Below are 19,432 nucleotides of genomic sequence, written 5' to 3' on the forward strand. Positions count from 1 at the left end.
ACGACGTTATATACCAGCCTCTTGTTTAAGCCTTTCCAGATGCTCCGTACAGATTGTCTCCACGAGGTTGTGGAGGATTGCAGTCTGCTGCCCGAGCCAGTTGAGGGCTTCCTCGCTGATTTCATAATGCTCTGAATAGCGAGCCTTCACATAGGCTTCGTTGATCGTGTTGAACCAGGCGCGATGCCGCTGTTGATCGCGCGGCCAGGCCTCGGCTAGGCGCCGGTCACGCCCTTCCGCCATTGTTCGCAGGAAATTCAGGTTGTGGGAAGGTGGGGCATAGTTAGTCAAGCTGAGCAAAGCGGTCGAATACAATCGTTCGATTGCTTGATGAGTGGCAAAGGCGGCGTCTTTTATCCAGTTTACATCATCTATCGATCGTACGATCTGATATGCAGCTGTTTCGAGAGATCGTTGTGCGTCGGGTAGTCTTGCAAAATGTTGCTTCGCTACCTTGTATTCTTCCAAAGGTGTGAGCGGCTTTGGCTCCGCCAATGGTTCGTCATCAAGCTCGTAAAGTACTATGCCTTCGCGGCGGATATCAGAGAAAAAATACTGGCCTTTTCGCAATGCCGTGTTCACCTCGCGCCGTGAATGGACGATGAAACCGACCTGCGTGTTGACACCCTTATCATGCAAAAGCCTGTCGGCGAATTTGTACCAATAGGTGGCAAAGTCAGTCAGTTTTCTGTTGTTGACGATAATCAACAAATCGTAATCCGAGCGATACCCCTTCATGGTGTGGGGTTCATCCACCCAATCGTTGCGGGCATAAGATCCAAACAGAATGGTTTTGAGAACGCGGCCCTTCTTCTTGAAATCAGCCGTTGTGTCTTTCAAGGAATCTTCAAATTCTTCCAGCATGATTTCGACAATGCGGCCAAGCTCGCGTTGTTTGCGTTCAGGCAGATGAGCGATGCTGGATTTCATCATGATGCAGTGCGCTTCCTTACAGGATTCTCAACACCCTCGGGCAGAGCCAGACTGCAAACCGGTCTGCCATGTTTACAGGTCATGATCAAGAGTCTTACCCAGGATAGCAGCACATCTCATGCCCGTCGCAAATCACCGGGACATCCTTAACTGAATTGCCGCGACATTCTTGGACATGCTAGCAAAAGCTGGCTACTCGGCTCTTGCCCGCGATCTTGACCTCAGGGTCCGCGGCCCTTCGATAAATGCCGAGGGCGTCTTGATGACCCTTCGCTTCGATCAGGAGGTCGAAGGGGACGGTATCGCGCTCCGTTCAGGCTTGGCTTCATCCCTTGAACATAAGCTCCACAATTAAACCAGCAGCTCGCCAACCTCATTCGTAAGCTTGTTGTAGGCAATTCACTAAACTTGCCTACAATAGAGCCCCAGTGGCAAAAGTTGATGAATTGCCAGTCGCCATTCAAACTATCTATGCGGACATGGTGCAGCGCGTGTGGACTGGAAACCTATCCGCGCTGACCGCTCAGGGAGGTTCGGCATATGACTTGCCACGTGGCGGCCGGTTTGTTGGCAGAAGGTTACGAGCCTTTGCATGGGCAATTCCGCCAAAGTGGTTGTGCGCAATCGCGTAGCTCGATCACGTCTGGAACTGCCAATTGCACCGCGCAGCGGTCGGAACGCAGCGGAGCGGAGAGGAGAACCCTTAGGGTTTCGCGCCAGGGCGGGGACTGCCGTATCGCACGCAGCGTAAGGATTGCAAACTGCCACTTTGGAACCGCATGAAAACACGGGTTTCGCGCCCCTCTTTCAGGCAGCTGCGCTCACATCAAACTCGAAATGGATGCGGTCATAGGGAAACTCGACGCCGCTATCGGTGCGGTCGATGACACCGGAATTTATCAAAGTGGTGATGTCTCTATGAACGGCCTGCACATCCCGATCAACGCGCCGCGCAACTTCGCGGATCGACAAAGCACCCTGTCCAGCAAGGGTCTTGACGATGGCGAGACGAGAGGGGGCAAGCACCCGGTGCATATCGTCATAACTGCCGAACTCTACCGAAGGAACCGCCTCGCCCGCCTTGCCCTCAAGGGCGAGCTTTCCCGCCGCAACAAAGCGGGCCTTAATATCGGCTATTGTGCTCAAATGTATAACCAATGTGTTCATGCGAGTATCCTTTCCATGTCAGCCAGGAAGGCATCGAACAAAGCTTCAAGCGATGTAAATTCGATGGCTTCTTCTCGGTCTCCGATGTACCGATGATCGCCTTTGCCCGTTCATTATCGCAGCGCAGAACGCATTCACTGTTAACGACGAGGGCCAGCCTGTACTTGAACCGATGTTCGCTACCGGGGGCCGGATCTGGCAATTCCCACAAAACAACCTCGAAAAACGTTGCATCATCGATATTTCTGCGCGTTCTTTGAATCAGCTTGGCCTTCATGTTGTTATCAATAACAACACGTCGGATCGTTGTCAATAATAACAACACCTCTTCCAACAAATCCGCTCTCAAAAAACCAACCGAGACGTTCGCTAATACTCGGCTCCGACTTCTGGCCTGCCTCGGCCAGCATGGCGATCATATCGACATGGCAGAGCAAGGAAATCTCGTAGCCGCGTGACCTCGTTTCCTCGATAAGGGGATTCAAGCGTCGGAAATTCTCCAAGGCAGGTGCCAAGCCAGATTTCCGGTTCGGAATTGTCATCATGCTCGACGGTAAAGCCTAATTGCCCGGCGAGTTGTTGTTACCACTTTCGCAGAATTGGTAATGACAGCGGTGACGAAACGTGATATTACCAATCTCACAAGAATGGTAATAACGACTATGCAACAGCTCGATCACACGTACCAGGTGCTTTATTCCGAACTGACCCAGCGTGCACTGGATGCATCATTCACCAGTGACTTTCCGATCCATGGCCGCTTTGTCTCGATGCAGAGCAGGGAACGGCGATACTGGTACTTTGACACGGCCAAAGAGGGGGGAGGGAAGCACCGTCGCTATGTCGGCCCAGTTGATGATGCGGAGATTACGCGTCGCGTCGAAAATTTCAGGGACTTGAAGGCGGATGCACGAGCACGTCGCAAGATCGTATCAACACTGGTGCGCGAGGCTTACCTTCCGCGCCCTGAACGGTTCGTTGGCGATGTCGTCGAAACCTTGGCAGACGCAGGCTTCTTCCGGTTGCGCGGTGTTCTCATCGGCACGGTTGCTTTTCAATGCTACTCGGCCGTCCTTGGCATGCGCCTGCCCAACACGGCACTGCAGACGGCGGATGCCGATTTTGCCCAGTTTCACTCCATCTCCGCCGCTGTCGGTGATGCGCTGCCACCGATCCTTGACGTACTGCGTAAAGTGGATCCGACATTCCGGGAAATTCCGCACCAGACGGACAGCCGTCAATCGACTAAATTCACCAGCCGTTCGGGTTACAAGGTGGAGTTCCTGACACCCAATACAGGCTCGGATCAACACAGTGGCAAGCCTTCGGCCATGCCAGCTCTCGGTGGTGCTGCTGCCGAACCACTACGCTTTCTGGACTTTCTCGTCCATCAGCCTGTACGTGCCACGCTGCTGCACGCATCGGGCGTATCAATTCTCGTGCCCGCGCCCGAACGCTATGCCGTTCACAAACTCATTGTCGGGTCGAGACGGCGCGCCGATATAGAAGGAACAGCCAAGAGCCGCAAGGATCGTTTGCAGGCGCAGATTTTGATGCAGGCCCTGATCGACTCCCGCCAGACGGAGGCCTTGGCCGACACATTCATGGAAGCCTGGGATCGTGGTGAGGCCTGGCGCGAGGCCATCACTACAAGTCTGAGCACGATGGAGGAATCTCTGAGAGGAAAGCTTGTGGCGAGCTTGGCTCAGGCGATCTCGGAATTGGGCGGCGAGCCTGATTGGTATGGCGTGGGTCAGGCTGGCTAACAGTTCCATAATATATCTTATGCGATCTTAATGGTGTAGCCGGGTGGGTTCAAGGATGAAGCGCGACTTGCAATAGATAACAATGGTTTATCCAATGCAAGGAATCGCCCGTGGAACGCACCTACTCCCAGATTGACATGGATGAACGCCGCAAGATCGCTCACTGGCGAACGGCAGGCGTCAAGGTCGACATCATTGCTGAAAAACTTGGGCGTCATCGCTCGACGATTTTTCGTGAGCTCAGGCGTAATACCTTCACCGACGTGCAAATGCCCGAACTTAACGGGTATTACTGTGTGACGGCGAACGACATGGCACGTGAACGACGTGCCAAGCTCCGCAAACTGGCACGGTTCGCGCATCTGCGCCAATCCGTGATCGAGCGCATTATTCATGGTTGGTCACCGCAACAGATAGCCGGTCGGATGCAGCTGGAGCAGCATCCGATTTGTGTGAGCCACGAGACGATCTACAAGTTCGCCTATTCACCGGACGGTCATGCGATCAAGCTTTGGCGGCACCTGCCGGAACACCGTGCCCGGCGGCGGCCGAGGCATGCCAGACGGCGTCATGGCCGCAGGTTCAGCCCGGACGTCAATATCCTGCACCGCCCGGATGTCGTGGCGACGCGCAAACAGTTTGGGCATTGGGAATGTGACCTCATCCAATTTCGCAAGAAATTCGGAAAAGCCAATGTGACGTCTCTGGTCGAACGCGTCAGCCGGTTTGCCGTGTTTCTACGCAACAACGATCGGCAGTCGAAACCTGTCATGGACGGTCTGATCCAAGCACTGCAATCCCTGCCCCATTTTGCCCGCCGCTCCATCACCTTCGACCGCGGCACCGAGTTCACTGACTGGCCCTACCTGCAGGCCGGCATCGGAACGCAAACATGGTTTTGCGATCCGCAGTCGCCCTGGCAGAAAGGCACTGTCGAGAACACCAACAGACGGGCCAGGAAATGGCTGTCGAGAGAGGTTGATCCGCTGTCGATCAGCGACCGTGATCTCACGGAAATCTGCAACAGGCTGAATTCCACACCGCGCAAATGCCTTGGCTACAAAACGCCAGCAGAAGTCTTCCGGCAAAAACTACTCGCGCAGAGACGGCGTGCGGGTTAGCTTCAAAAGCGTGCAAGTCGCGCTTGGCCGAGAACTCACAATGTGTAGAAGATTTCTCCGTTGAGCTACAGACAACCTGACAACGCCTCCTGGCATGGTAGCTCCAGCTAGTCGCCAATGACCACAACGGGCTCGTCCGATCTTGCGGTTTTGTCACGGGTCGCAGAACATCGCAAAGGACCATTTACGGGTATGTCCAAGGGCAAACCGGCGTTGGAAACCCCGCTTCAGCAGGAGGCTCTACCGTGAGCGCAATCTGATCGAGCGGTTTTTCTCCAAGTTGAAACACTTCCGATGCGTCGCCACACGCTATGACAAGCTCGGCGCTCAGGCCCTGCCCTGCCAGCCCGCTCCAAGCGCAAGCACGCTTCCCGGCCCGTGCACGGCGGCGAAGAACAAACCGGCTACAAAAGTGAAATGGTCGACGAAGAAGCCGAATTCGGCCTGGTTGCTGGCCCAGTGCGACGGGCCGTGGAATGAAAATCCGAGGAAGATGACGTAAACGGCCGCGACCATCGCCGCCGGAGTGAAAACGGCGCCGGTCAGGAAGGCAATGACCAGCAGCATTTCGAGGATCGCTGCGCACCAGGCCAGAAACAGTGGGAACGGGAAGCCGGCGGCGGCGATGTAGCTTGCCGTCGCGCCCATATCCATGAATTTGAAGAAGACAGCCATCAAAAAGACAGCGGCGAAGATAATGCGGGCAATGAGAATGGCGGCAGTCTGTCAGGCCGTTTGAGCGTTTTCCATGATGAACCTCCGGGTTGAAGCGGTTGACGCTGCAAGGACGGCCAAGATAGGGAGATTCCGGCAGGGCTGGGAAAATTTGTTTTGCCGGGACGATCGCCTGCATGCGGCATGGCCCACGACGCCATGCCGCTGCCGGCCTGTTCAGCCCGCCGAACGGGGTGCCGCGGTTGCGTTCAACGCATCACCGAGGATGACAAGCGCGTCGTCCAGGGTCCCTTCGGATAGGACCAGCGGTGCGAGAAAACGCACCGTGTTGCGGTGAACCCCGCATTTGATCACCAGAAGGCCGCGCTCGCGTGCCGCATCCACCACCCGCTGTGAGCGATCCGGATCCGGCGTCTTGCTGCTCCGGTCGGTGACGAACTCGATGGCCTGCATGAAGCCGAGGCCGCGCACGTTGCCGATTGCGTCATGCCGTCTGGCAAGGTCTTCAAGACCGGCTTGCAGTTTCGCGGCGAGCGTCCGCCCATGTTCGAGCAGGTCGTCCTCAGCGAAGGCATCGAGAACCGCGAGCGCGGCGGCGCAGGAAATGGCATTGCCGCCATAGGTGCCGCCAAGACCGCCCGGCGCAGGTGCGTCCATTATCTCCGCCCGCCCGACGACGCCAGAAAGCGGAAAACCGCCGGCAAGGCTCTTGGCGACGGTAACGAGGTCCGGCTGTATGTCGGAATTCTCGAAACCGAACAGAGTACCGGTCCGGCCGAAGCCGGTCTGGATCTCGTCCGTGACCAGTACGATGCCGTGCCGTGTCGAAATCTCGCGCAAGGCCTGCATGAAGTTCGCCGGCGCGGGCAGGAAGCCGCCGTCACCCTGCACGGGCTCAATGAGGATGGCCGCCACGCGATCGGGCGCTGCCTGCGTCGTGAAGACGTCTTCCAAGGCCCGCAGCGCGACCTCTGTGGTGATGCCGCGATAGGGATCGGGATAGGCGGTGTGGTAGATTTCCCCGGCGAAGGGGCCAAAATTCTGCTTGTAGGGCTGGGCGAAGCCAGTCAGGCTCGCGCCGAGCAGAGTGCGGCCGTGGAAGCCGCCGCGGAACGCGATCACACCGGGGCGGTTTGTATGGGCGCGGGCGATCTTGATGGCGTTTTCCACCGCCTCCGCGCCGGAAGTGAAGAATGCCGTCTTGTAGCGTTCGCCCTTTCCGACCAGCCCGTTCAGGCGTTCGGCAAGCGCGATATAGGGTTCGTAGGCGGCAACCTGGAAGGCAGTGTGCGTGACCCGCTTGAGTTGTTCGGCGACGGCGGCCACCACGCGAGGATGATTGTGGCCGATATTGAGCACGCCAATGCCGCCGACGAAATCGAGATAGCGGCGACCTTCCCGGTCCCAGACATAGGCCCCCTCTGCCCGGTCGATGACGATCGGATGGACCGTCAGCACGCCGCGGGGGATGTTGTTCGTGCGCGCCGCCAGTAGTTCCTCGGTTGTTCTTTCGCTTGCAGCCATGCTGCTTCTCCTTGAACGAATGTTGAGAATTGAAATGAGGGATCGTCTCAGCCGAGGCCGGCCATGTGGAAGGTCTTTGCTTCGAGGTATTCCTCAACACCTTCCCGCCCGCCCTCGCGGCCGAGGCCCGATTGCTTGACACCGCCGAAGGGAGCGATCTCCATCGAGATGGCGCCGGTGTTGAGGCCGACTATGCCGAATTCCAACGCCTCGCCGACACGCCAGGCGCGTTTGAGGCTCTCCGTGTAGAAATATGCGGAGAGGCCGAAGGGGGTGCCATTGGCGATCGCAACCGCCTCCTCCTCATTCTCGAAGCGGAAGAGCGGGGCGACAGGGCCGAAAGTCTCTTCGCCCGACAGTTCCATGGCTGTTGTCGCCCCGCCCAGCACGACCGGCGCCACATATTGCGAGCCTGCCGGCAGCGTGCGTGGTTTCGTCAGGATCGATGCGCCCTTGGCAAGGGCGTCGCTGAGATGACGGTTGATCTTGGCGACGGCCGCCTCGTTGATCATCGGGCCGATGGAGACGCCGGCCTGCCTACCGTCGCCCACGGTCATGGCGTCGACGCGGGCAGCGAGTTTCTGCGCGAAGGCATCGTAGACGCCGGCCTGGACGAGGATGCGGTTGGCGCAGACGCAGGTCTGGCCGCCGTTGCGGAACTTGGAAACGATCGCTCCCTCGACCGCGGCATCGAGATCGGCGTCATCGAAGACGATGAAGGGGGCGTTGCCGCCGAGTTCCAGTGAGAGCCGCTTCACATTGTCGGCCGAGCCGCGCATTAGCAGCGAGCCGACCCGGGTCGAGCCGGTAAAGGAAATCTTCCGCACCGTCTCGTTCCGCATCAGTTCCTCGCCAATATCCGCCGGCATGCCGGTGACGACGTTTATGACGCCGGCGGGAATGCCAGCGCGCTCTGCAAGGGCGCAGAGCGCGATGGCCGAATACGGAGTGAATTCAGAGGGTTTTACGACCACCGTGCAGCCGGCGGCGAGCGCCGGCGCGACCTTACGGGTAACGAGGGCGCTCGGGAAGTTCCAGGGCGTGATGACACCGCAGACGCCGACGGCCTCTTTCAGGACGAGGATGCGGCGATCGGCCGTCGGTGCGGGGATCGTGTGCCCGCCGATGCGTCGCGCCTCTTCCGCGAACCATTTTACGAAGGAAGCGCCGTATCGGATCTCGCCCCTCGCCTCGTCGAGCGGCTTACCCTGTTCCAGGGTGAGTATCTGCGCGAGGTCTTCCAGATTTTCGAGGATCAGCCGGTGCCAGGTTTCCAAGAGGCCAGCGCGCTCGGCATGGCTCTTGCGTTTCCAGGGACCGAAGGCCCGGCCGGCGGCCTCGATCGCGGCGTGCGTTTCCGCCCGCCCCATGTCCGGCACCGAACCGATCACGGCCTGGGTTGCCGGATTGTGCACGTCCACGGTCTTGCCGGAGGCAGCTCCCGTCCAGGTACCGTCGACGAGGCCCTTCTGTAGCAGAAGGCCGTTATAGGTTTCATCCGTCATGTCGAAGTCTCCATTTCGTCAGTCGAGTGCCGCAAGAACTGCGGCGGTGATGGTCTGTGTGCTGTCCCTGCCGGGAACGACGCCGATGCCCTGTGCCGTCGCCCGTTCGAGGGCGGCGATGACACGAGCGCCCGCCTCGCACTCTCCCAGATGGTCAAGCATCATGGCGCCGGACCAGATCGCGGCGATCGGATTGGCGATACCGAGATGGGCGATGTCGGGTGCGGAGCCGTGGACGGGCTCGAACATGGATGGGGCGCTGCGGTCGGGATTGATGTTGGCGGAGGCGGCAAAGCCGAGGCCACCCTGGATCGCCGCGCCGAGATCGGTCAGGATGTCGCCGAAGAGGTTCGAGGCGACGACGACGTCGAGGCTTTCCGGTGCCATCACCATGCGGGCCGCCATCGCGTCGATGTGATAGCTCACGACCTCCACGTCGGAATACTCGGCCGCAAGCTGCCGGGTGATCTCGTCCCAGAACACCATCGAATATTTCTGCGCATTGGATTTTGTGACGGAGGCGAGCTTGCCACGGCGAGCGCGGGCCTGCTCGAAGCCAAAGCGCAGGATGCGTTCGACGCCGGTGCGCGTGAAGATCGAGGTCTCCACCGCGACTTCGTCCGCGGTGCCCTGGTGGACTCGCCCGCCCGCACCGGAGTATTCTCCTTCCGTGTTCTCGCGAATGCAGAGGATGTCGAAGCCTTTGGCCTTCAGCGGACCCTCGACACCTGGCAGCAGGCGGTGCGGGCGAATATTGGCGTATTGCACGAAGGCCTTGCGTATCGGCAGCAGCAGGCCATGCAGCGAAACGGAATCCGGAACCTCCGCTGGCCAGCCGACGGCTCCCAGAAGGATCGCATCATATCCCCGCAGAGTCTCGATACCGTCAGGCGGCATCATCGCGCCGGTTTCCTTATGGAAGGCGCAAGACCACGGCAATATCGTGCCCGACAGCCGGAAGCTATCGCTGGCCGCTTTTAGCAGCACCGTCCAGGCGGCTTCGGTGACGCTGGTCCCGATACCGTCGCCGGGAATGAGGGCGATTGAATAGGTCTTCATGTTTCGTCTCTCCTGTACGCCGGCGACAAAAATTCTACCCAGCCGGCGAAAGGCCAGGAGAAATCAGTCGGATCTCGGTCGTTTGACGGGGAAGGAAGCGGGCCGGTCGGGCCCGCGCACTTCACGTCTCTCTTTTCAATCGGTCAGGGCGGCCCTGCCGGTTACCGGCTGGCGCCCTGCCATTTGCCGGAGGCAACCCAATCCTCCAGCCATGCCGTGTGAAAGGCCCCCTCGCCCACGTCGCTATCCCTGGCGAGCGCCTGGTGCAGCGGCGCGGTCGTGCTGATGCCATCGACCTTCAAGTCGCCCAGCGCCGCTTGCAAGGCGGCGATGGCAGCCGCGCGATCTTCGGCCCAGACGATCAGCTTGCCGACAAGGGAATCGTAGTAAGGCGCGACGTGATAGCCCTCGAAGAGTAAGGTATCGAAACGCACATTCACCCCCTGCGGCGGCGCATAGGCGGCGACGAGGCCCGGCGAGGGCATGAACATCTTTGCCGGGTTTTCGGCATTGATGCGCACCTCAATGGCGTGCCCGCGCTGGACGACGTCGTCCTGTCCGAACCAGAGGCGTTCGCCCCCGGCGATGCGAAGTTGCGCCTGCACCAGATCGATGCCGGTGATCGCCTCGGTAACGGGATGCTCCACCTGGATGCGGGTGTTCATCTCGATGAAAAAGAACTCCTGGGTGTCGCTGTCGTAGAGATATTCCAGCGTGCCGGCATTGCGGTAGTTCACGCGTTTTGCCAGTGCGACGGCGGAAGCACAAAGCGCATCGCGCACCGCTCGCGGCAGCATCGCCGCCGGCGCTTCCTCCCACACCTTCTGGCGTTTGCGCTGCAGCGAGCATTCGCGCTCGAAGAGGTGGACAACATCCGTGCCATCGCCCAGCACCTGCACTTCCACATGGCGCGCGCGCTGTATGTAGCGTTCCATATAGAGGCCGTCGTCGCCAAAGGAAGCGCGCGCCTCCGCCATGGCTTGAGGCACCAGCTTTTCCAGCGACGCCTCGTCCTCGACGATGCGGATGCCCCGCCCGCCGCCGCCGGCGCTGGCCTTGATCATCACCGGATAGCCGATACGGGTGGCCTGCCGGCGCGCGTCGTCGAGATCGCCAATGCGCCCTTGGCTGCCCGGCACGACCGGCACACCGGCCGCCACGGCTTCGGTCCGCGCCATGGCCTTGTCGCCCATCTTTGCAATGGTCGAGGCGTCGGGACCGACGAAGGTGATGCCCGCCGCCTCGACGGCAGCGACGAAACGCGGATTCTCGGAGAGGAAACCGTAACCTGGATGCACGGCATCAGCCCCACTCTCGCGGATCGCCGCAAGAACGGCGTCCACGTCGAGATAGGATTTGGTGGCTGGAGCCGGACCGATGACGACGACCTGGTCGGCGAGGCGGCAAGCCAGCGAATCCACATCGGCCTCACTGGCCGCTTGGATCGTCCGGATGCCCAGCGCCTTGGCGGCGCGGATGATTCGCACCGCGATTTCGCCGCGGTTGGCGATGAAGAGAGATCGGATGGTCATATCTCCTACTCCATCTCGGCCACGGCCTGGTCGGCGTCGATGGCCGCGCCGTCCTCGACGAGGAAGCGCAGGCTCGTCCCCGCCGTCTCCGCCTCGATCGGGAAGAAGGATTTCATCGCCTCGACGAGCGCGACGGTTTCGCCGGCCGCAACGGCATCACCATCCTCTTTGAACAGCGCTTCGTCCGGCGAGGGGCGGCGATAGAAGATGCCCGGAAGGGGCGCGAGAAGCTGCTTGACCATGTTTGTGTTCCCTCTTGTCGTTCAAGCTTTTACGAGATTTGCGGGCACGCAGCGTGCGGCGATCTGCGTGGCCATGCGTTGGGCTTCCGGCACGCTGACGAGCCGGAAGTGGAATTGCTCGCCCGGTTTGGCCTGCCCCAGTTTCCAGAAGGAGGCGGACGGTACCGTGTAGGGGTTGATGAACCCGCCCATCGACGGGCCGTCATTGACCAGGATGATCGGCGTCTGTCCCGCAAGGTTGATCGCACCCATGGGATAGCCATGGTCGATGATGTTGGACGGCAGCGATCCGTGCTCTTTCGGCTTGTTGTAGGCCCTTTCCGCAAAGGTCCATTCCGGACCCTCCAGGCGGAAGCCGGTCCGATCGGACTTTGCCGAAAGCGTCCAGGCGGAGGTCAGGAAGCGCTCCTGGCCCGCCGCGTCGATCCAGTCGTCGTTGGGGCCGGCACAGACCTCGACGGTCCAGTTGCGGTCCGTACGGATGTCCGGACGATGCGCTTCAGGCACGAGAAGGCCTGGCGTACCTTCGGCCACAACGACAGGTAGTTCCTGCCCCGGCTTCACGGAATGGCCGTCGATGCCGCCGACGCCCGCCTTGTTGAAGGTGGAGCGAGAGCCGAGCATTGGTGGATTGTCGAAACCACCGGCGACCGCGATGTAGGTACGCGCGCCGGTCCGCGCTGCGCCCAGTGCCAGCGTCTGGCCAGCCTTCACGGCAATCGAGCGCCACATCGGGAACGCTTCGCCGTCCAGCGTGGGCCGCATGTCCGCACCCGTTACGGCGATCACCATGTCCGCTCCGAACTCCAGCGTCGGGCCGAGAAGTTGGCACTCCAGCCCTGCTGCCCCAGGCGCATTGCCGACCAGCACGTTGGCCATCCGGAAGGACCAGCTATCCATCGGGCCGGATGGCGGAAAACCCTGGTTCCAGTAGCCGATGCGGCCAGGATAATCCTGAATCGAGGTCTCGAGACCGGCTTTGAGAACCTTGATCATGCCGTTGCTCCCGTCTTTGCGCCGCCACCGACCTTCGCAATCCAGCCGTTATAGCTGCGCACCACGAATTTCTGGTATTCGACGATGGTGTAATCGTAACGCTCCTCGTTCACCTGCGCCTCGGTGGCGTCGTATTCCTCCCGCGTCACAGGCACGAACCGGATACGGTCGCCCGGCCGGAACAGGCAGAGGCCACCCCCGAAGGCCGGACGCCTTCCTGTGGAATCCCATATGGGCACCGGCGTGCGGGCGAAAATCTGGTAGCCCCCCGGCGTTGCGACGGGATAGATCGAGTTTGCGGCCCCGCCGAGACCGATCGCCCCCTGGGGCGTGTTTGTCCGGGGAGGATTGTATTTCGGCGCGGTCAGGCGCGCGCGCGGATCGAGCGGCATGAGGAAGGGCAGGCCCGGCCAGAAGCCAAGCGAGGCCACCCAATATTCGGACGAGGAATGGAGGCGCACCAGATGATTGACGTCCTCCAGTCCGTTCTCCTGTACCAGCAGCTCGGGATCGGGCACCTTTTTGGTGATCTTCGCGCAGTAATCCTCGACACAGGCCTTCGTCCACGGATCGAGATAGAGTGCTGGCAGGTAGAAGAGCCGGCTTTTCAGCTCGATATCCTCGGATGAACCGAGCGAGGCGGCGAGCCGGGCGAATTCCCGCACGACGTCGTCATAGCCGATGAGCGTCGGCTCGTAATGGACCAGCAGCGAGGCGAAGCACGGAGCAGTTTCGATGACGCCACGGATGTTTTCGGCCGCCGCAGCCGAGGCCAGCCCCTGCGCCATGAAGTTGAGGTCGAGGTTCATCTCGTTACCGAACTCGATGAGCAGGTATCTGTCGCCCGCGGGCATAAATCTCGGCTGTTCGTAGATCACGTTATTCTCCTCGCGGCGTTAATTCAGGCTTTCGGCAAGGCACCAGCGGGCTGTGTCGTCCAGCGCCTTCTGCAAACGGTCGACCAGTTCGTGCACCTGGGTCTCGTCGATGATGAGCGGCGGGCAGAGCGCAACGACGTCGCCGATGGCGCGCACCACCAGGCCGTGCTCGTGCGCCGCCGCAAAAACCCGCGCGCCGGCGCGACCGGCCATCGAGAACGGACGGCGCGTGGCCTTGTCCGCCACCAGTTCGAGGCCGGCGATGAGACCGGCCCCGCGCACCTCTCCGACAAGCGAATGGCCGGCGAGCGTCGAAAGCCGCTTCTGGAACACGCGGCCCATGCGGTCGGCATTGCCGACGAGGTCCCGTTCCTCAATGATTTTCAGGTTTTCCAATCCGACGGCGGTCGCCACAGGGTGGCCCGACGCCGTGAAACCGTGCCCAAACGTGCCGATCTTCGCCGTATTGTCCGCAATGGCGTCATAGACCGCCTCGGTGAAGACCACCGCTGCAAGCGGCATATAAGAGGAGGTGAGTTGCTTGGACACGACCATGATATCAGGCGTAAAGCCATAATGCTCACAGCCGAAGGTCGTGCCGAGGCGGCCGAAGCCGCAGATGACTTCGTCAGTGACAAGCAGGATATCGTATTTGCGGCACAGCGCCTCGATCCCCTGCCAGTAACCGGCCGGTGGCGGCATCACACCACCTGCCGCCATCAGCGGCTCTCCGATGAAGGCAGCGATGGTTTCCGGGTCTTCCTCGAGGATCACCGTTTCCGCCTCTGCGACCAGGCGTTCGGCGAACTGTGCCTCCGTCTCGCCCGGAAGACCAAAGCGATAGTGATGCGGGCAGGTCAGATGGCGGACGGGGATTGCCGGAAGATCGAAGTCCGAATGGTTGTTCGGCAGCCCTGTCAGGCTGCCTGAGGCGACGGTGATGCCGTGATAGGCACGGTTGCGGGCGAGGAACTTTTTCTTCTTCGGCCGCCCCAACGCATTGTTCATGTACCAGACCATCTTGACGACGGTGTCGTTGGCCTCGGAGCCGGAGTTGGTGAAGAAGACGCGGGTGAGCGGCTCCGGCGTCATCTCGACGATCTTCTCCGCCAGGCGGATCGAGGGTTCGTGCGCCTTATGGCTGAAGGTGTGGTAGTAGGGCAGCTTGGCCATCTGCTCGGCCGCCACCTTCACGAGGCGCGGCTCATCGAAGCCTATCGCCACCGACCAGAGGCCGGCCAGACCCTCAATGTATTCCTTGCCCGCGTCGTCGTAAATGTAGATGCCCTTGCCGCGATCGACGATAATCGGTCCCTGGCGCTCATGAGCGCGCGCATCGGTGTAAGGATGCAGGGTCGTCGATATATCCGCATGCGCCAGGGAATTCGAAAGCTGGTTCGCCATAGTGGGTTCCTCTCCGGGGTGTTCCGTTAAACACACGGACCCCGGCGGACGCAGTCGCGCCCGCATTGATGCTGTTTCGTCATAGCGTCCGCACGGACGCCGGTCGGGTGGCGGAGGCACGGGATGCACGCCTCCGGCAGGTTTGCGTGTCCTCAGCGCTTCGCCGCGTTGGCGAGCCGGTAGCGATCCAGCACCACGGCGCCGACGAGAACGATGCCGAGAACGATCATCTGATAGTTCGAACCGATACGCAGGAGGTCCATGCCGTTGGCCAGCACTGTGATGAAGACCACGCCCATGAACACGCCAAATGGGGTCCCCTCGCCGCCTCGCAGCGAACATCCGCCAATGACGGCAGCAGCAATCGAGTTGAGTGGGAATTCGCCGCCGAGCATGGGTTCGCCCGAGGAGACGCGCGCCGTCAGCAACCAGCCGGAAAAGGCCGTGATGGTGGCGCACAGAATATAGCAAGCGATCAGGTAGCGGTTGATATTGACCCCTGCCACGACCGCCGAGCGGATGTTCGAGCCGATCGCGTAGATGTAGCGGCCGAAGCGCATGTGGCGCACCAACAGGAAGACCGCGACCAGCGCCGGAATAGCGAAGTAGACGGAAATCGGCAGACCGAGGAAGAAACCGGACCCGATACCGTAGACGAAATCGCGCGGCAGGCCGCTGACTTGAAGCCCTTGGGAGATCACGAGCGTCACGCCACGGAAGATCGAGGCCGTCGCCAGCGTCACGATGAAGGCGTTGACCTTCAGCACCGCGACGCCGAGCCCGTTGACCAACCCGCACGCCACGCCGACGACAATAACCGAGAGGAAGCCAGCCGCGATGGCAAGGCCGGGCGCCTCCGGATACGCGAGCGACACGGCGACCATGACCTGCGCCGAGATGACGGAGGTCAGCGCCACGACCGCGCCGACGGAGAGATCGAAGCCGCCGGCGAGCAGGACCAGCATCTGCCCGAAGGCGATCAGCATCAGGAAGACGCCCTGCTGCAGCATGTTCAGCATGTTGGCCGAACTCAGGAAGCGCGGATTTCCGATCTGGAACACCACGATGCAGATGACGAGGACGACGGGGAGCGCGCCGAACGTCAGCAGTTTGGAAACGGCGTTGGCGCCCACCGAAGGAGCGGCGCCGGCGAGAGATCGGTTCTGTGTCATTGAATATCCTCTTTCGGCGTCTCACCAAAGGCGTAGGCGATCACCACATTCTCATTGATGTCGTCTCCTTCCAGTTCCGCCGTGCACAAACCCTCATGCATGACGTAGACCCGGTGAGAGAGGTGGACGAGCTCCTGGAGGTCGGAACTTATAAGCAGGATCGCCGCGCCATCCGCGCATAGCCGTTGAAGCTGATTGTAGAAATCGAGACGGGCGCCGACATCGACGCCGGCGGTGGGCTCGTCGAAAATATAGACTTTGCGCTCGCGGCTCAGCGCCCGGCCCAGAACAACCTTCTGCTGGTTGCCGCCGGAAAGCTCCTGCACCGGCTTGTCAGGCTCCGCCGGTTGGACTTTTAGGCGAACGAGTAGATCCCTCACGAGATCGCCCAGCACCGAGGTCCGCACAAAACCGGCCCGCACCGAGCCGACCTGTCCGAGCACCTCGATGACCATGTTTTCGGCGATGGAGCGATTGAGCGCGAGCGCCTCTCCTCGCCGGTCCTGCGGCAGATAGATCAGTCCTCGGTCGAGCATGATGGCTGGCGTCGGCGACGGGACGGTTTCACCCGCAAGCACGATCTCGCCCGCATCGATCTCCTGCAGGCCGAAGATCGCGCGCGCGACCTCCGCCTTACCACAGCCCACCAGCCCGCCAAGCCCAACGATTTCGCCCGTGCGGAGCGTAAAGGACACGTTGTCAACCTTGCGGCCCGACGACAGGCTTTTGACCTCCAGCGCCACCGCACCCGGATTGCGGGGAATGTCTGGATAGAAGTTCGCCATTTCGCGCCCGACCATCTCGGCGATCATCTGCTCGTTGGTGACGTCGGCAAGGCGATGAAACCCGACGAAGCGTCCGTCGCGCAGAATGGTCACGACATCGCCGAGACGCCTGATCTCCTCCATGCGGTGGCTGATGTAGAGGATCGCCCAACCCTCTTTCTTCAGCATATCCACGGTGGCGAACAGGTGCTCGGATTCGTCGTGGCTGAGCGTGGCCGTCGGTTCGTCAAGGATCAACGCCCCCGCCTTGCCGCCGAGCGCACGCACGATCTCCAGAAGCTGCTGCTCGGCGCGGGTCAGCGTATCGACGCGCGCGTCCGGATCGATGGTGACGCCGAGCTTGCGCATCGAATTCACCATGTCCTCACGCATGGCGGCTTTGTCGAGAAGCCGGTTCCGGGTCTTCTCGCGTCCGAGCGCATAGTTTTCGGCTGCCGTCAGCGAAGGCGCCAAGCCGAAGTCCTGAAGGACGGTGTTGACGCCGCTTTCGCGCGCCTCCAGGGGCGTCAGGTTCGGACAAGCACGCCCGCACAGCACGCGCTCGCCCTTGTTGAGCCGGTTCGTTCCCGTCAGGAGGGAAACGAGCGTCGATTTGCCTGCTCCATTTTCTCCCAGAAGCATATGCACCTCGCCCGATCTCAGCGTGATGCTGACGTCTTGCAGTGCGGCGTAGCTTCCATAGAACTTCGAAACCCCGGAGAGCGAGGCGAAAACCTCGCGCTCCTTGAAATCGCCGACGACCGTCATTTCTTGGTCGCTTCGATGGAGAACTCGACCTTGTAGCCCGCCGGAGCGAACATATCGGTCTTGTTGAACGACTTGATGGTTTCCGCCGTCACCATCTCCGGCTTCGGGCCGACGCGTTTGGCCGGCAGTTGCTGGCCTTGCAGTAGACGCAGAACCATGTCAACGGCGAGACGGCCCTGAAGAACGGTGAAATCGGTCGGCGACGCCTTGGCCGCTCCAGCCGCGATGTCGTCATAGACCGGTGGAATGATGTCGAACGCGGCGACGTCGATCTTGCCACCGAGATTGGCGTTGCGCACCGCGACCGCCGCGGCCTGACCGGCGATGTCCACACCAACCAGCCAATTGAGGTTGTCATAGGTTTGCAGGGCATTTGTGATCATGTCGAGCTGAACGTTCAGGCCGGTGTCGCCACGCCGTGTCACGGCGATCTCGACTTTCGAGCCCTTGATGGCGTCGGTGAAGCCGCGCACCGCATCGTCGGACCATCCCGCTCCCTGCGGACCAGGGAAGAAACCGACGATGGTGGATTTGCCGCCGGATTGCTCGACGATGTATTTTCCGGTCTGATAAGCGAGGTCGTAGAAACTGACGAGCGCATGGCCGGATACGCTTTTTTCGTTGACGCCGTTGACGAAGTCGATCACCGGAATGCCGGCGTCCGTCGCTTTCTTGACCAGCGGCCCGACGCCATCGGCGCTGATGGCGCCTAGAATGATGCCGTCGAATTTCTGCGCAATGCAATTGTCCATCTGGCTGAGCTGCGTGGAGAGATTGGTGTAGCCCCCCGCTTCGTAGAGCGTCATCGCCGTTCCGGTGCGGTGAATCTCGTCCGCGATGCCATAGTCGGCGGCAACCCAATAGCTGTCCTTGAGATGCGGAAACAGCACGCAGATGTTCCACGGCTTGGTCACTTCCTCCACCTTGAGGAGCTTCCAGTCCGCGTCGGTCTTCTTGTCGCCGTCGACAAGCTGTACCGGAAAGCTGGTGACCGCCTCCGTGCTGTGGGCGACACCCGCAAAGGCTCCCCCCGCCATCAGCGCGAGTATGCCCTTCACAATAAGTTTTCTCATGTTCCAATCCTCTGAAAGGTTTCTTTTTTCTTGGTTTCGGATCTTTCGCCCGAATGGTTTACCGCTGCGCGGTATCGAGTACGCGGCGCATAGCCGCCGCAACGTCCCGCGCATTCGGCGGGTCTGAATGGATGCAGACGGTCTGAAAGGATATTTCGAGACCCGTTCCGTCGACAGCATCGACCGTGCCCTCGCGCACAGCGCGCTCCAGACGAATCGCCGCCTTTTCGACATCGACAGCCGCATGCGTGCGGGGAATGATCAACTCGCCGACCGGCCCATAGGAAAGATCGGCGAAGAATTCCCCGATAAAGACCGTGCCGACAGCTGCCGCCGCTTTCTCGTGCATGGTTCCCGCCATGCCGAAAAGAGGAAGGTCGAAGGCCTTCGCCGCTTCGGCGAGTGCAGTGGCGAGCGCCATCTCGCGGGCCGCCATGCCGTAAATGATGCCGTGCGGCTTGACGTGACTCAATTGCGTGCCGGCGGCGCGGGCGAAACCGGAAAGCGCGCCGATCTGATAGATGAAAGCGGACCGCAATTCGTCTGGCGCAAGACGCATCTCGCGCCGGCCAAAGCCTTCCCGATCCGGCAACGACGGATGCGCGCCGATCTTCTTGCCCTCGCATACGGCGAGTTCAACGGTGCGGTGTATCGTCGACGGATCTCCAGCGTGAAAGCCGCACGCTATGTTGGCACAGTCGACGAAAGGCATGATCCCCGCGTCGTCGCCGAAGCGCCAATGGCCATAACTCTCCCCCATGTCGCAGTTCAGCGTGATCATCGTTGCCCTCATCCGTCTAGTGTTATAACACTTTATGAGGCAACTTTACCCGCAATCATTTTGCTGTCAATA

The 19,432-nt window shown here is 60.7% G+C and carries 18 protein-coding genes and 2 pseudogenes; 3 read left to right on the plus strand and 17 right to left on the minus strand.

Features of this window, described 5'->3' with window-relative positions:
• Positions 1 to 6: 6 nt before the first annotated feature.
• The 4 genes and pseudogenes from ACZ5FP_RS26455 to ACZ5FP_RS26470 all read right to left on the minus strand — a co-directional run bounded on the left by ACZ5FP_RS26455 (position 7) and on the right by ACZ5FP_RS26470 (position 2,615).
• A complete protein-coding gene (locus ACZ5FP_RS26455; protein WP_464665417.1) occupies positions 7 to 930 on the minus strand; it encodes a nucleotidyltransferase and HEPN domain-containing protein in 924 nt (307 codons plus the stop codon).
• A gap of 810 nt (positions 931 to 1,740) precedes the next feature.
• A complete protein-coding gene (locus tag ACZ5FP_RS26460) occupies positions 1,741 to 2,100 on the minus strand; it encodes an HVO_A0114 family putative DNA-binding protein (RefSeq protein WP_464664930.1) in 360 nt (119 codons plus the stop codon).
• Positions 2,097 to 2,377 (minus strand): annotated as a pseudogene (locus tag ACZ5FP_RS26465) (toxin-antitoxin system TumE family protein). The gene ACZ5FP_RS26460 and the pseudogene ACZ5FP_RS26465 overlap by 4 nt, the downstream one beginning before the upstream one ends.
• 7 nt (positions 2,378 to 2,384) lie before the next feature.
• Positions 2,385 to 2,615: a hypothetical protein gene (locus ACZ5FP_RS26470; RefSeq protein WP_464664931.1), complete on the minus strand. Its 231-nt coding sequence runs from the start codon at positions 2,613 to 2,615 to the stop codon at positions 2,385 to 2,387.
• Positions 2,616 to 2,762: 147 nt separating this feature from the next.
• Here ACZ5FP_RS26470 and ACZ5FP_RS26475 point away from each other — a divergent pair, with 147 nt between their 5' ends.
• The 3 genes and pseudogenes from ACZ5FP_RS26475 to ACZ5FP_RS26485 all read left to right on the plus strand — a co-directional run.
• Positions 2,763 to 3,866 carry a nucleotidyltransferase family protein gene (locus tag ACZ5FP_RS26475; RefSeq protein ID WP_464664932.1) on the plus strand — a complete coding sequence of 368 codons (1,104 nt, stop codon included), beginning with the start codon at positions 2,763 to 2,765 and terminating at the stop codon, positions 3,864 to 3,866.
• Between the two features lie 110 nt (positions 3,867 to 3,976).
• Positions 3,977 to 4,987: an IS30 family transposase gene (locus ACZ5FP_RS26480; protein ID WP_464664934.1), complete on the plus strand. Its 1,011-nt coding sequence runs from the start codon at positions 3,977 to 3,979 to the stop codon at positions 4,985 to 4,987.
• Between the two features lie 196 nt (positions 4,988 to 5,183).
• A pseudogene (locus ACZ5FP_RS26485) lies at positions 5,184 to 5,324 on the plus strand (IS5/IS1182 family transposase); the annotation flags it as partial.
• On the opposite strand, the gene ACZ5FP_RS26490 reads toward ACZ5FP_RS26485, so the two are convergent.
• The 13 genes from ACZ5FP_RS26490 to pxpA all read right to left on the minus strand — a co-directional run bounded on the left by ACZ5FP_RS26490 (position 5,315) and on the right by pxpA (position 19,360).
• The gene (locus ACZ5FP_RS26490; RefSeq protein ID WP_464664936.1) at positions 5,315 to 5,662 is read right to left on the minus strand and encodes a DoxX family protein; all 348 of its coding nucleotides are present in this window, start codon (positions 5,660 to 5,662) and stop codon (positions 5,315 to 5,317) included. The pseudogene ACZ5FP_RS26485 and the gene ACZ5FP_RS26490 overlap by 10 nt on opposite strands.
• A gap of 216 nt (positions 5,663 to 5,878) precedes the next feature.
• Positions 5,879 to 7,186: a 4-aminobutyrate--2-oxoglutarate transaminase gene (gene gabT / locus ACZ5FP_RS26495; RefSeq protein ID WP_464664937.1), complete on the minus strand. Its 1,308-nt coding sequence runs from the start codon at positions 7,184 to 7,186 to the stop codon at positions 5,879 to 5,881.
• Between the two features lie 47 nt (positions 7,187 to 7,233).
• Positions 7,234 to 8,691 (minus strand): NAD-dependent succinate-semialdehyde dehydrogenase, encoded by a 1,458-nt coding sequence (locus ACZ5FP_RS26500; RefSeq protein ID WP_464664938.1) that lies wholly within the window; start codon positions 8,689 to 8,691, stop codon positions 7,234 to 7,236.
• Between the two features lie 18 nt (positions 8,692 to 8,709).
• Complete coding sequence (locus tag ACZ5FP_RS26505) at positions 8,710 to 9,750, minus strand: tartrate dehydrogenase (RefSeq protein WP_464664939.1); 1,041 nt, start codon at positions 9,748 to 9,750, stop codon at positions 8,710 to 8,712.
• A 161-nt stretch (positions 9,751 to 9,911) separates the two neighbouring features.
• Positions 9,912 to 11,282, minus strand: coding sequence for an acetyl-CoA carboxylase biotin carboxylase subunit (locus ACZ5FP_RS26510; RefSeq protein ID WP_464664940.1), 1,371 nt, complete (start codon positions 11,280 to 11,282; stop codon positions 9,912 to 9,914).
• A 5-nt stretch (positions 11,283 to 11,287) separates the two neighbouring features.
• Positions 11,288 to 11,524, minus strand: coding sequence for an acetyl-CoA carboxylase (locus tag ACZ5FP_RS26515; protein WP_464664942.1), 237 nt, complete (start codon positions 11,522 to 11,524; stop codon positions 11,288 to 11,290).
• Positions 11,525 to 11,545: 21 nt separating this feature from the next.
• On the minus strand, positions 11,546 to 12,520 hold the full coding sequence (locus ACZ5FP_RS26520; protein WP_464664943.1) for a 5-oxoprolinase subunit C family protein: 975 nt from the start codon (positions 12,518 to 12,520) through the stop codon (positions 11,546 to 11,548).
• Positions 12,517 to 13,329, minus strand: a complete 813-nt coding sequence (locus ACZ5FP_RS26525; protein ID WP_464664944.1) for a 5-oxoprolinase subunit B family protein — start codon at positions 13,327 to 13,329, stop codon at positions 12,517 to 12,519. Before ACZ5FP_RS26525 ends, ACZ5FP_RS26520 begins: the two co-directional genes overlap by 4 nt.
• An 87-nt stretch (positions 13,330 to 13,416) precedes the next feature.
• Positions 13,417 to 14,802: an aspartate aminotransferase family protein gene (locus ACZ5FP_RS26530; RefSeq protein ID WP_464664946.1), complete on the minus strand. Its 1,386-nt coding sequence runs from the start codon at positions 14,800 to 14,802 to the stop codon at positions 13,417 to 13,419.
• 152 nt (positions 14,803 to 14,954) lie between these two features.
• Entirely contained in the window at positions 14,955 to 15,974 is a 1,020-nt protein-coding gene (locus ACZ5FP_RS26535; RefSeq protein ID WP_464664947.1) for an ABC transporter permease, read from the minus strand.
• Positions 15,971 to 17,506 carry a sugar ABC transporter ATP-binding protein gene (locus ACZ5FP_RS26540; protein ID WP_464664948.1) on the minus strand — a complete coding sequence of 512 codons (1,536 nt, stop codon included), beginning with the start codon at positions 17,504 to 17,506 and terminating at the stop codon, positions 15,971 to 15,973. Before ACZ5FP_RS26540 ends, ACZ5FP_RS26535 begins: the two co-directional genes overlap by 4 nt.
• A complete protein-coding gene (gene torT / locus ACZ5FP_RS26545; protein ID WP_464664949.1) occupies positions 17,503 to 18,579 on the minus strand; it encodes a TMAO reductase system periplasmic protein TorT in 1,077 nt (358 codons plus the stop codon). The genes ACZ5FP_RS26540 and torT overlap by 4 nt, the downstream gene beginning before the upstream one ends.
• A 58-nt stretch (positions 18,580 to 18,637) precedes the next feature.
• Positions 18,638 to 19,360: a 5-oxoprolinase subunit PxpA gene (gene pxpA, locus ACZ5FP_RS26550; protein WP_464664950.1), complete on the minus strand. Its 723-nt coding sequence runs from the start codon at positions 19,358 to 19,360 to the stop codon at positions 18,638 to 18,640.
• Between the last annotated feature and the right edge of the window lie 72 nt (positions 19,361 to 19,432).

Source organism: Phyllobacterium sp. T2-21, assembly GCF_055378485.1.